The sequence below is a fragment of the Pseudomonas sp. AC193 genome (assembly GCF_979258075.1).
In genome coordinates, this window is record NZ_OZ409832.1 from 1,646,955 (window position 1) to 1,658,523 (window position 11,569).

The 11,569-nt window shown below is 56.7% G+C and carries 12 protein-coding genes; 3 read left to right on the forward strand and 9 right to left on the reverse strand.

What is annotated here, in order from left to right; translation table 11 throughout:
* Positions 1 to 11: 11 nt before the first annotated feature.
* From tcuC to ACZZ0D_RS07625, 3 genes are all read right to left on the reverse strand, one after another.
* A complete protein-coding gene (tcuC, locus tag ACZZ0D_RS07615) occupies positions 12 to 1,304 on the reverse strand; it encodes an MFS transporter (RefSeq protein WP_053121470.1) in 1,293 nt (430 codons plus the stop codon).
* Positions 1,305 to 1,629: 325 nt separating this feature from the next.
* The gene (locus ACZZ0D_RS07620; RefSeq protein ID WP_463552820.1) at positions 1,630 to 3,348 is read right to left on the reverse strand and encodes a M48 family metallopeptidase; all 1,719 of its coding nucleotides are present in this window, start codon (positions 3,346 to 3,348) and stop codon (positions 1,630 to 1,632) included.
* A 168-nt stretch (positions 3,349 to 3,516) separates the two neighbouring features.
* Positions 3,517 to 4,119: a LemA family protein gene (locus tag ACZZ0D_RS07625; RefSeq protein WP_463554770.1), complete on the reverse strand. Its 603-nt coding sequence runs from the start codon at positions 4,117 to 4,119 to the stop codon at positions 3,517 to 3,519.
* Between the two features lie 323 nt (positions 4,120 to 4,442).
* Here ACZZ0D_RS07625 and ACZZ0D_RS07630 point away from each other — a divergent pair, with 323 nt between their 5' ends.
* The gene (locus ACZZ0D_RS07630) at positions 4,443 to 4,748 is read left to right on the forward strand and encodes an RcnB family protein (RefSeq protein ID WP_053121466.1); all 306 of its coding nucleotides are present in this window, start codon (positions 4,443 to 4,445) and stop codon (positions 4,746 to 4,748) included.
* Between the two features lie 8 nt (positions 4,749 to 4,756).
* Here the strand turns inward: ACZZ0D_RS07630 and ACZZ0D_RS07635 are convergent, their stop codons facing one another.
* Entirely contained in the window at positions 4,757 to 5,836 is a 1,080-nt protein-coding gene (locus ACZZ0D_RS07635; RefSeq protein WP_463552821.1) for a diguanylate cyclase domain-containing protein, read from the reverse strand.
* Between the two features lie 163 nt (positions 5,837 to 5,999).
* Here ACZZ0D_RS07635 and ACZZ0D_RS07640 point away from each other — a divergent pair, with 163 nt between their 5' ends.
* Positions 6,000 to 6,338, forward strand: coding sequence for an FKBP-type peptidyl-prolyl cis-trans isomerase (locus ACZZ0D_RS07640; protein ID WP_463552822.1), 339 nt, complete (start codon positions 6,000 to 6,002; stop codon positions 6,336 to 6,338).
* Between the two features lie 403 nt (positions 6,339 to 6,741).
* Here ACZZ0D_RS07640 and ACZZ0D_RS07645 read toward each other — a convergent pair whose 3' ends face one another.
* The 5 genes from ACZZ0D_RS07645 to ACZZ0D_RS07665 all read right to left on the reverse strand — a co-directional run bounded on the left by ACZZ0D_RS07645 (position 6,742) and on the right by ACZZ0D_RS07665 (position 10,704).
* A complete protein-coding gene (locus ACZZ0D_RS07645; RefSeq protein WP_463552823.1) occupies positions 6,742 to 6,981 on the reverse strand; it encodes a pyocin S6 family toxin immunity protein in 240 nt (79 codons plus the stop codon).
* Between the two features lie 14 nt (positions 6,982 to 6,995).
* A complete protein-coding gene (locus ACZZ0D_RS07650) occupies positions 6,996 to 8,216 on the reverse strand; it encodes an S-type pyocin domain-containing protein (protein ID WP_463552824.1) in 1,221 nt (406 codons plus the stop codon).
* Positions 8,217 to 8,323: 107 nt separating this feature from the next.
* Positions 8,324 to 8,584 carry a helix-turn-helix domain-containing protein gene (locus ACZZ0D_RS07655; protein ID WP_463552825.1) on the reverse strand — a complete coding sequence of 87 codons (261 nt, stop codon included), beginning with the start codon at positions 8,582 to 8,584 and terminating at the stop codon, positions 8,324 to 8,326.
* 202 nt (positions 8,585 to 8,786) lie between these two features.
* Positions 8,787 to 9,164: a DUF6124 family protein gene (locus ACZZ0D_RS07660; RefSeq protein ID WP_463552826.1), complete on the reverse strand. Its 378-nt coding sequence runs from the start codon at positions 9,162 to 9,164 to the stop codon at positions 8,787 to 8,789.
* Positions 9,165 to 9,600: 436 nt separating this feature from the next.
* Positions 9,601 to 10,704, reverse strand: coding sequence for a cytochrome P450 (locus ACZZ0D_RS07665; protein WP_463552827.1), 1,104 nt, complete (start codon positions 10,702 to 10,704; stop codon positions 9,601 to 9,603).
* A 78-nt stretch (positions 10,705 to 10,782) separates the two neighbouring features.
* Between ACZZ0D_RS07665 and ACZZ0D_RS07670 the strand changes: the two genes are divergently transcribed.
* Complete coding sequence (locus ACZZ0D_RS07670; protein WP_463552828.1) at positions 10,783 to 11,544, forward strand: ArsR/SmtB family transcription factor; 762 nt, start codon at positions 10,783 to 10,785, stop codon at positions 11,542 to 11,544.
* Positions 11,545 to 11,569 lie beyond the last annotated feature (25 nt).

Sequence of the window (11,569 nt, forward strand, 5' to 3'; positions counted from 1 at the left end):
GTCATGATTCCTTATGCGGCAACCGGTTGCAGACGGCCGCCCGCGCGGCGATAGAGGTACAGCGTCGCGCACAATGCGCACAGCGCGCCGATGCTCATCCAGTAACCCGGCGCGGCTTTGTCGCCGGTGTACTGAATCAGGAAGGTCGACATGGCCGGGGTGAAACCGCCGAAAATCGCGGTCGCCAGGCTATACGCCAGAGAGAAACCAGCCACACGCACTTCTACCGGCATGATCTCGGTCAGCGCCGGAATCATCGCGCCGTTGTACATGCCGTAGATAAACGACAGCCACAGCAGGGACAGCAACATGTGGCTGAAGCTTGGCGCCTGCACCAGATACGACAGCGCCGGATAAGTCGTGGCCAGTGCCAGCAGCGACATCGCGATCAGCACCGGACGACGGCCGATGCGATCCGACAACATGCCGCCGATCGGCAGCCAGAAGAAGTTCGACACGCCGACCAGCAAAGTCACCAGCAGCGCGTCCGAGGTGCTCAGGTGCAGCACGGTTTTGCCGAACGTCGGCGCGTACACGGTGATCAGGTAAAACGCGGTGGTGGTCAGGGCGACCATCAACATCCCGCCGAGCACCACCACCCAATTCTGGCCAAGAGTGCGGAACACTTCGCCCATTTTTGGACGGTGTTTGCGCGCGGCAAACTCTTCGGTTTCCGCCAGATTACGACGCAACAGAAAGATGAACGGCACGATCATGCAACCGACGAAAAACGGAATGCGCCAGCCCCAATCGGCAATCACATCCGGCGCCATCCATGCGTTCAGCGCGAAGCCCAACGCAGCGGCAACGATGATCGCCACTTGCTGACTGGCCGACTGCCACGCGGTGAAAAAGCCCTTGCGGCCCGGCGTAGCGATTTCGGACAAATACACCGAAACCCCGCCCAATTCCGCACCGGCGGAGAATCCTTGCAACAGACGCCCGATCAGCACCAGCGCCGGCGCAAACAGGCCGATGGTTTCGTATCCGGGCACCAACACAATCAATATCGTGCCGCTGGCCATGATCGACAACGTGACGATCAAACCCTTACGGCGACCGACGTCATCGATGTACGCACCGAGCACGATTGCCCCCAGCGGACGCATCAAAAAGCCTGCGCCGAACACCGCGAAGGTCATCATCAGGGACGCGAATTCACTGCTCGCCGGGAAGAACACCGACGCGATTTGGGTGGCATAGAAGCCGAACAGAAAGAAGTCGAACTGTTCGAGGAAGTTGCCCGAGGTCACCCGGAAAATGGCGCCGGCCCGCGAGCCGCCGTGAGGGATTGTGGCTGTCATAGCAAAGTACTCCACCGCTTTTATGACGTGCGCCACGGAGAGTCTGCGCACGGATGTTATTGGGGCGGATGGTGGCGCAGGTGTAACAATATGTTAATTGCATTGTTGGCATGCATTGATGTGTAAAGCGGATCAATACCCACAGCTGCGACGCACAACCCTGTGGGAGCGGGCTTGCTCGCGAAAGCGGTGTGTCATTCTCTGGATATTTTGCCTGGGCTACCGCATTCGCGAGCAAGCCCGCTCCCACAGTTGATCGGGGTGACCACAGATTTTGCGAGCACCCCGCAATCCTGTGGGAGTCTGGCTTGCCAGCGATGGCGGTCTAAGCGTCAGCAGTTGCGACCAGAAACGGTGGCAACGGACAATCGAGCAAATCAGCCACCGCGCGGAAAATTTCCGCCTCAGCCACGGTGATTACGCCGTCATGCATCACACAACGAGTCATCGCGTTGAGCAGGGCGGGCCGCTCTTCCGGCATAAGATGGCGCAGACGCTTGATCGCCGCTTCCAGTCCTGCCAGTTCTTCCAGTTCAATCGGCAGTTCTTCCGGCGGTTCGAACGTCAGTCCTTCCCAGGCAAAATGCAGCGCCTTCAAGGCTGCCTGTTGATTCTGCTGCCCGGCGCGGGCCATGGCGTTGAGCAAAACCAGCAATTGTTCCGCGCACTGAAACAATCCGAACTTGAACTGAACCGCAGGCGCGCCCTCGACATTGCGTTCGACGATGCCCAGCAGTGTCCACTCCAGTAGCTCGGTTTCGTTGTCGGTATTTATCAGCCGGTTCATGGTTTGCTTCAACGCCGCGAAGGGCTTCTTGTCCAGGTGCTTGAGGCTGGGGATAGCGAGATCCAGCAGCGGTAGACGCAGGCCTGGATTCAGCGTCAATAACGGTTCATGTAGATGGTTGAGGGTGTCGAATACTGCGGCGTCGATATCATCTTGTAGTGCATCGAGTTGAATTGCCGAGAGTGAAGGCGAGCGGGAAAGTAGCAGGCCGTAAACGATGGCCTGTGCGCCTTCGGTGCTGTGAGCGGCATCTTTGAGAGTTTGGGGGATGACGCCGATGGTAGAAATGGGAGCCTGATCCGCATTCATCTCGTAAAGCACAGCCATGGCTGAATCAGGAACCATGCTGAAGACGTCAGACAGATGCGGAAAGGTTCGAGGCTCGGTTCGCGCTTGGATTGATCCCGGGATATTGGTAAAACTGCCATCCCAAAGAGGATCAATCCGCCGAATGCGCTCGCCAATATCAGGGTGAGTGGCTAGCTGGTTTTTCAACGGCTTTGCTGAGCCGTCGCTGAAGTACAGATGACTGAACTGCTGGGCTCGTGGTGAACTCAAGGACGAACCCTGACTGGCAATCTTTTTCAGCGCACCGGCAAGGCCCTGGGGGTTGCGCGTAAATTGCACGGCACTGGCATCCGCCAAAAACTCGCGTTGGCGACTGACCGCTGCCTTGATCAGATTGCCAAAGTAACTACCGGCAAAACCGGCCGCGCACAGTATCAGTCCGAGACAAGCCAGTACGAAAACCAACCGGCCATCACGCTTTTCACCCTTGCCGGTATTGGCTAGCCCTGCGAGTAAGGAAGCGCCTGCCAAACCCAGCACCAGTATCCCGTGAACCACTGCCACCAACCGCGTGTTGAGGCGCATATCGCCGTTGTAGATATGGCTGAACTCATGAGCGATGACGCCTTGCAACTCATCGCGAGTCAGCAGTGTTATTGCACCCTGAGTCACACCGATCGCTGCATCTTCGGTCGTGAATCCGGCGGCGAAAGCGTTGATGCTCTCATCCGGCAGCAGGTAAACCGCCGGTACAGGGACACCAGAGGCCAGCGCCATTTCCTCGACTACGTTCATTAACTGGCGCTCTTCCAGCGTGCGCACGTCTTCGTTAACAGAGCGCCCGCCAAGCGTCTGCGCAACGACTTTGCCGCCACCGCGCAGTTGAAAGAATTTGTACAGACTGCCCGCCAGCACAATGCCCGACACCCACGTTGCGGTGAACGCCAACGCACGCCAGGCGGCGCCCATGTCGCTGTTGTGTCGGCGATCAAAGGCGCCGATGACGAAGGGCAGGCTGGTGAGCAGAATCAGGCAGGCAACTGCCATGACCATCAGCAAGATCAGCCGCGCAGTCTGATGTCGAGACTGACGCTGTTGTTCAAAAAAATTCATGAAGCCATCCGTTGGCAAAGAGGATCAGAACGACACTTTTGGAGCGACCTTGATGGCCAATGTGTCAGCGAATTTAAGGGGAGCGGCATCGGTGCCGTGGCCAAAACTGGTCGCCAGCAGCACCGCCGGAAAACTCTGTTTGAGCGTGTTGTAAGCCATCACCGCATCGTTGTAAGCCTGGCGCGCGAAACTCACTCTGTTCTCGGTGCTGCTCAACTCTTCACTCAGTTGCAGCATGTTCTGCGAGGCTTTCAGATCCGGATAGGCCTCGAGCGTCACAGTCAAACGATCCACGGCGCCGTTGAGCGCGCTGTCGGCCTGACCCAATTGTTCGATGTTTTGCGCCTTGCCCGGTTGCGACTGTGCGGCTGCAAGCACCGCCACTGCGGCATTGCGCGCGACGATCACGGCTTCGAGGGTTTCGCGTTCGTTGGCCATCGCACCTTTGGCGATGGCCACCAGATTGGGGATCAGGTCATAACGACGTTTGAGCTGCACTTCGACTTGCGCGAAGGCGTTCTTAATTTCGTTGCGCCGCGCCACCAGCGAGTTGAACACGTGCATGGCGTAGAGGGCGCACAGCGCCAGCAAAACCAGATTGACGACGAGATAGGTGTTCACGGTGATGTCCTTTTCACTCGGCGGGAAATTGCGCGGCATGGTAGCGCAAAAACATCACTCCTGTGGGAGCGGGCTTGCTCGCGAAAGCGGTGTGTCATTCTCTGGATATTTTGTCGGTGCTACCGCATTCGCGAGCAAGCCCGCTCCCACAGGTTTTGCTGTGTGCACGAAATTTGCGGACACATGAAAATCCTGTGGGAGCCTGGCTTGCCAGCGATGAAGGCATGACAGGCGGCTACAATTTCCTGGCCAGCCCGAGCAAAAATACGGAATGATTCCCGCGCCCCGCAGTCGGAGTTCAGGTATCACACATCATTAGAGGTTCACCGATGAACAGCAAAACCCTAATCGCCAGCCTGGCCCTCGTCGCCGGCATTGCCGGGATCAGTCCACTTGTTCAAGCGGCGCAAACCTCAAGCGATCCCTCCGTTCAATCCCCGGTCAGCGACCGCGAATTGAAGGTCAACGACCGCGCCCCGGATATCTATCAACGCAGCGAAAAAGCCATCGACTGGAAAGCCAAAGGCCTGAAAAAACCGGTTGAGCAGGCGCAATGGGTGCAGATCAATGACCAGTACGTCATGGTGATGATTACCAACGGGACGATTGTCGAGATGAAACCGGTTCCGCGTTAAGTTGAGATTCAAAAGCCCTGCGCATGCACTCGCGCAGGGCTTTCCCCGCCCAATCGATACTGATTATTCCCACTGCGCTTAGCCTCATACATCGCCAGATCGGCAATGTGCAGCAACCGATCCATCGCCGTCGCATGATCCGGAAACACCGCCACCCCAAGGCTGGTGCCGATGTGGCGCTGGTCGTTGCCGATGCTGATCGGTGGCGACAGTTCGATGAAAATTTTCTGACAGATGCTGCGGGCTTCGTCCTGCAGGTTGAGGCTCGGTGACAGGCCCTGCAGGATGACCACGAATTCGTCGCCACCAATGCGCGCGACGGTGTCGGTGCTGCGCAGGATGCGTTTCAGGCGGGTGGCCGTGGTGATCAAAACGCGGTCGCCGGCTGCGTGGCCGTAGTGGTCGTTGATGTTTTTGAAACCGTTGAGGTCGACGAACACCAGCGCGACGCGGGTTTCGGTTTGTCGCGCCTGATCCAGTGCTTCGGACAGCCGTTGCTCCAGCACCAGACGATTGGGCAAACCGGTCAGCGGATCGAAGTGGGCGAGATGCTGGAGGTAACTGGCCGAGGCCTTTTCTTCAGTGATGTCGCGCACCACGCCCATCATTTTGATCACCGCATCGTGGTCGTTGCGCACTACGTTGCCGGTCTCGCGCAGCCAGCGAATCGTGCCGTCGGGCCAGACCACGCGGTATTCCTCGTCATGGTTTTCCCCGGTTTCCAGGCAACGCAACTCACCGTCGCGCACCCGCACGCGGTCATCCGGGTGTACGCAGGAGCAGAAGAGGGCATAGGACGGCGTGATGTCACCGATCTTGAAACCGAACATGCCGTAGATGGCGTCTGACCAGTAAAGGCGATCGGTATCGACCTCCCAATCCCAGGTGCCAATGCGCGCGAAATATTGGCTGCGTTTAAAGCGCTCGGCATCGCCGTCTTGATGAATGTTCTGGCCATCGGCTGCGCGGGTCAGCAGCTCTCGGTAATCGGCGAGTTGCCGACGCAATTCACGTTCGCGCCAGAACAGCACGGCAATCACGGCCAGCAAAATCACGCCAACGGCGAGGCCGATCCAGAGCTGGGTCATTGGGGCGCTGCCGGCATGGCGAATCGATCCGTGAAGTAGTGGCGGTTGGCTATCTTAATTCGTCATCACTCGATTCGGATACAGCGTTGATCTGCGTGTTCGGGTTGCCAACAGCCAGCAATTCTGGGAAAACGGCGGCCTGCTGAACAATAGAGCGAATGTTATGAATGATGAACTGCAGGTAATCGATCTCCAAGTGGGCGAGGGCAAAGCCGCAGTCAAAGGCGCGCTGATCACCACCCAATACACAGGCTGGCTGGAAGACGGCAGCGAGTTCGATTCTTCCTACAGCCGTGGCAAACCTTTTCAGTGCGTGATTGGCACCGGTCGTGTAATTAAGGGCTGGGATCAAGGACTGATGGGGATGCAGGTGGGCGGCAAGCGTAAATTGCTGGTTCCGGCGCATTTGGCTTATGGCGAGCGGACGATGGGCAAGATTCCGCCGAATTCGAATCTGGTGTTTGAGATTGAGTTGTTGGAGGTTTTAACGCGGGAGGATTGAGATGGCGGACGGCTATTGGGCTGGATGAGGGACTTGCCCTCATCCAAATGACATTCGGCGTATCAGGTGAATACGTCGATATCGTCAAGCGTATCTTCGATCGTCCCTACGAGAGAGGGAAATCTCTCCTTGGTTATTTCCAGCGCCGGCAAGACCGTTTCGGTATCCAGTTCGCCATGTCGGCGTGCGATGTGGCCGAGAGCAGTAACTGCGGACGCCACAATCGCTTCGGTTTCGCTGGATAGGTGTTTCAGGCAGATGTCCTCTGCCCAAGCTCTGTCTTCCTCGGTTAATCCAATAGAAATCAATCCGATAATGACGCTCTTGTTAACGCCGCTAGCAAGAAGTCCTATCGCGTGTTCGCGGGATATTGATGAATCGTCATATTCAAGGTTCAGCGGGGTTAACCTCTTACGCCAATGAATACATCCAGCTCCATAGGTATTTGCTCAGCAATTACTTCGCTGATTTGTTGAACTTGATCACTTGTCAGCAGCCACTCTCCATCAGGGCTATCATCCAAATTCTTCCAGCCCAGTACGGCGAGCACGGCGGGTTCGGATTTTTGATTCACAGTGAACTCATATTTTAATGAGTCATCGTAGTCATCATCTTTCAAAAAACCGCTAATCCATAAAAACATCAGTAACCTCCTGGTCATTTTGGGGTTGATCTTTCAGGGTCTGCTGGATCGATCCGCTCCCCTGTCTCGTGGTTAAACTCGCCAAGATGTTTGCCCTGCTTGTTATAAAGCTCAATCGCGCCAGTCTTACTGTCCCACTCGTAAATTCGACCCTTCCTGTCTTTCCATCGGCTTCGTCTGCTACCGCCGCCTTGAACGCTGCTTTTGGATTTGACAGGAAAGGTATCCGGGAATGCGGGGAGAGTTACCGGGGGCCTGTGGTACTTAATATCACCGCCGAGAGCGGGTCTTGAAAGCACTACATACAGAGGCGGCACCCCTGAGTCAGCCGGAAAAACCAGAATGAAATCTTGGTACTCCGGTGGGTAAACCGGATTGACGATGATTCTGTCTGCTTGTTCGGTCGGAGGGTAAATCCAGATGTGTGGAGTTTGCGGCGAAGCCTCCAGCGTTGGAATACCCAAGGTGCTGGATGAGTCAATGGCCGGCGTCCAGATCAGTGTTGCACCGTTGCCGAAGTTTGCGATTCGTTGATTGCCGTGTTCGACGAATTGAACGACAGGAATCATTTCCCAATCGCTGCGGGTCTGGGTGTTGAATCCATACCCCTTCAAAGTGCCATCAGCCTGTTGCTCTACATGCAGTCGGACGCGACTGCGGCCTTTCTCAAGTGATTTCAGTTGTTCTTCTGTATAAAGCGAACTGTCTCCCACGCTGGATGGCCAAAGCAACGCAACCATACCGATCATTGCACCGGCAGCGACACCTGCCGACATTACATTAGCTCCACCGACGGTACCGGCGTTGGAGCTTGCAGTCGCAATCGAACCTAGAGCAAGGGTTCCCACTGTGGTGGGCAAGTTGCTACCGCCGATTCTTTTTAAGGGGATATTTCCAAGGGCATCTCTTTCGCGCCCGCCTAACAGGGCCAACTCTCCAAAATCGGCCAGCTTCTCGACAGGGATGAATCCGGCGTTGCTGGCATGATTGATGACACCATTCGGAAGCTTGCAGCTCTTGGCAAATACACAACCTTTTGTTTCGGGCTGAAGTTGTATCGGTTGTTTGATAAGTCGATTTTCGTAAGCTTGCTGTCTGGCCAACATGTCTTCGTAAGCTGTTTGCCTGGCTTCGCGTTCTGCCAGTTCGGTGGCAGTCATGTAGCGTGTGGTGATGTGGTGCCCGTCACCAGCGGGTGGGTTTTGAACCCGAGGGATGTCAGATCTAAGAGGCATGAGCGTCCTTGTTCCATCGTCAAAAAGCGATGTGGACGCTAAATCAATATGCATCAGTTAGATGTAGGACGAGTCTGAAGCTCTAGTGCTTGTTACAAGTGTAAAAATCATGGTTGGGGCGACAGGTTTAACAACTTATCGAGCGAAAACTTATCGATTTTGCCCTTTAGCAAATCCTTGAGCTGAAACTCACCGATTCCAAGTCGTTTGGCTGCTTTCTTCGGTGGGTCATCCGAGCTCTTAACGGTCTCGCAAAGCGTACGCATCAGTTTGGCTCGCAGACGCATATTGGCTGCGTCCTGCGGAGTGTCTTCCAATGCGTCCCAAACACTTGAATATCTCTGATTGCGGTTTTGATGATCCGTCATGGGTTCATAGCCTGTTTCCTTGGTTTCAGACGGCCTGCTTTTTTGTGGCGAGGGAGCTTGCTCCCGCTGGGTTGCGTTGCAACCCTAAAACCATTCAATCCGGGTATTTCAGATACACCGCAGATACCGGTTTTGCGACTGTTTCGCAGCCGAGCGGGACGGTGCGACGATTCGACAAGCTCCCTCGCCACAGTTTTCAGTCTTAGTTTCGGGTGGGCGGTTCGAGGTTGTCGAGGGCGCGGTTGACGGCGAGTTCGCCGAGCATGACGACTTGCTGGATGCCGAGCAGGGTGTTGCGGTAGGGCGTTTCGAGCAGGCCGGCGAAGTCGCTGAGCATGATGCTGGCCGAGGCCATGGATTCGCAGGCGTGAGCCAGAAGGGATTCGGTGTCCATGTTCGGGGCGACGAGGAACATGGTGCTGGGTTTTCGTTCGGACGGGAGGTGCGGTTTGAGGTAATGGTCGAGGGCGCGTTCGGCAGCTTCGTGGAGTTTTCTGGAATTGGGGGCTGAGTAGGGGGAGGTTGGATCTGATTCGGGTATGGCATCTGTTTCTGGTGGATTCGGCGTTACTTTGAACATTGCGGAGGTTTCCAAAGTGATGCTGACACCACTTCGCGACTAAACGAGAGGTGGCAGCTATACGCAGGTTAGTCGACCGGAAACCCCACCCAAACCGGCGCACCCGAAGGCGCCCTGCGCACAGCTACCATTGAGTGAGGTATCGAAATACCCACTGTCTGGAACGTTGTACAGATTGAGTGGATTACCGAGCGACTAAACCCGATCACTGAACATTCAGTGACGCGAACCAAGTTACCGGCAGCCCCCAAACCGCACAAGCCGGCGGATTCTGGCGTAGTTGTAGGCAAAGGCGCAAGGCGCTGTAGCCTTGTGGATGATGCCGAAATGATGCTGCGTTTTTCCGCGCCTCTTCGCGAGCAAGCCCGCTCCCACAGGGGATTCGAGCCCGACGCAAATCAACTGTGGGAGCGGGCTTGCTCGCGAAGGCGGCCTATCAGTCACCGAAGAAACTGAACATCGGCATCCGCCCATTCAGCGAAGGCCGGTAATGCCAGGCCAGTCGCTCCAGATTCACACCGTGATCGAGGATTTCTCTGACAGTCGCACTGGCAATTTCCATCGCCAGTATTTGCCCGGGACACTGATGCCGACCGCTGCCAAAACTGAAACTGCGCCGGTTCGGGCGATCCGGCAAAAACTGGTCAGGATGCTCGTTCAACGCCGGATCCCGATTGGCCGAGGCCAACAACAGCAGAATCACATCCCCAGCCTCAACGCGCACCCCATCGATCTCACAGGACTGCGCCACAAACCGTCGCGTGTTCTGCACTGACGGATCAAAACGCTGCACTTCCGCCAACACCGCTTCCATCGGCGCCTCACGCAAATTGGGCTGACGTTTTAGCGCCACCAACGCATTACCGATCAACCCGGCAGTGGCTTCATAAGTCTGTGAACACAGCCCGATCAAATTGGCGATCAGCGCTTCCCCATCGCCTTCAAAACGCCGCTGAATTTCTGTCAGCAAAGCGCTGTCCGCCTCAGCCAGCAACTCGATGAAATACCCGCGCAACTGCTCAGCCGCCGCATGCGCCGCCGCCAATTGCAGGTCATTGCTCAACGGTGAGAGACAGGCGACGAAATCCGCCGTCAGCGCACTGATCGCCCGGCCCTGCGCCGGGGTAAAACCTAGCAGCGCCGCGACCACGCAAACAGGCCCGCGAAACATGGCTTTATATAAGCCGTCGGCGTCCACGTTTATTAACCGTGCAGCCACCAAGGCGCGAACCTCGGCTTTATTGATCAGCTCAAGCGCAGGCTCGATTGCCGAACGCGGGCAACGCTGACGCTCGCCATCATTCATCCGCATCAACTGGCCGAACACCTTGCCGGCCATGCCATCGGCAATCGCTTTCGGCACAGGTTCCTGTGCAGGACGCACGCGGCAATCGGCATGCGCCAACACCACGCACACCGCACGGGCGCTGCTGGCGACCCACAATTTCAGTTCCTGATGAAACACCAAGCCTCCTTGAGCACGCAGCGATGCGTAATAAGGATAGGGATCGGTATGAGTCGCAGCGTTGATCGGATCCATGGTTCGCAGCCTTGTCGTCAGGAAAGTGATGCGAGTATCGTCGTTCGTCAGCGGCGACGATTCGTCCGGGAGCGAAATATGCACGCAGAACATCAAGACATCGGCGTTTCGCAAGTGGCCGCCGCCATCGCGGAACCGGCACGTACGAAAATGCTTTGCTCGCTGATGGATGGCCACGCCCGCACCAGTACGGAGTTGGCCGCCATCGCTGAGGTCAGCGCCTCCACGGCCAGTGCGCACCTGGCCAAACTCAAGGATCTCGCGCTGGTGCGTCTGCATGTGCAGGGCCGTCATCGTTATTACAGCCTCGCCGACCAGCGTGTCGCCCAGGCGTTGGAAGCCTTGATGGTGATTGGCCAGAGCGCCGCGCCGACGTTCAAACCGCACACGCCGGATCGTCTGCAATTCGCGCGGACTTGCTATGACCATATGGCCGGGACGCTGGCGGTGTTGCTGCATGACCGTTTTATCGAGGCCGGATGGCTGGTGGAGACTGGCGAGCAGGCATATCGCTTGAGTGACAGTGGCGGGGCGCTGTTTGAATGTCTGGGTATCGAGGTGCAGGATTTGAGCACGTTGCGCCGCAAGTTTGCTTGTCCTTGTCTGGACTGGAGCATGCGGCGCCCACATCTGGGTGGTTCGCTGGGGGCTGCGTTGTTGCAAGCGGCGTTGAGGCGTAAGTGGGTGACGCAGGATCTGGACAGTCGGGCGTTGGCGTTGACGGCCGTAGGGCGCAAGGAAATCAGTGTGCGGTTTGGTGTTGAGGTGGCGATTGATAAAGGCCAGATCAAAAGATCGCAGCCTTCGGCAGCTCCTACAGGGGTAACGGATCACGTGTAGGAGCTGCCGAAGGCTGCGATCTTTT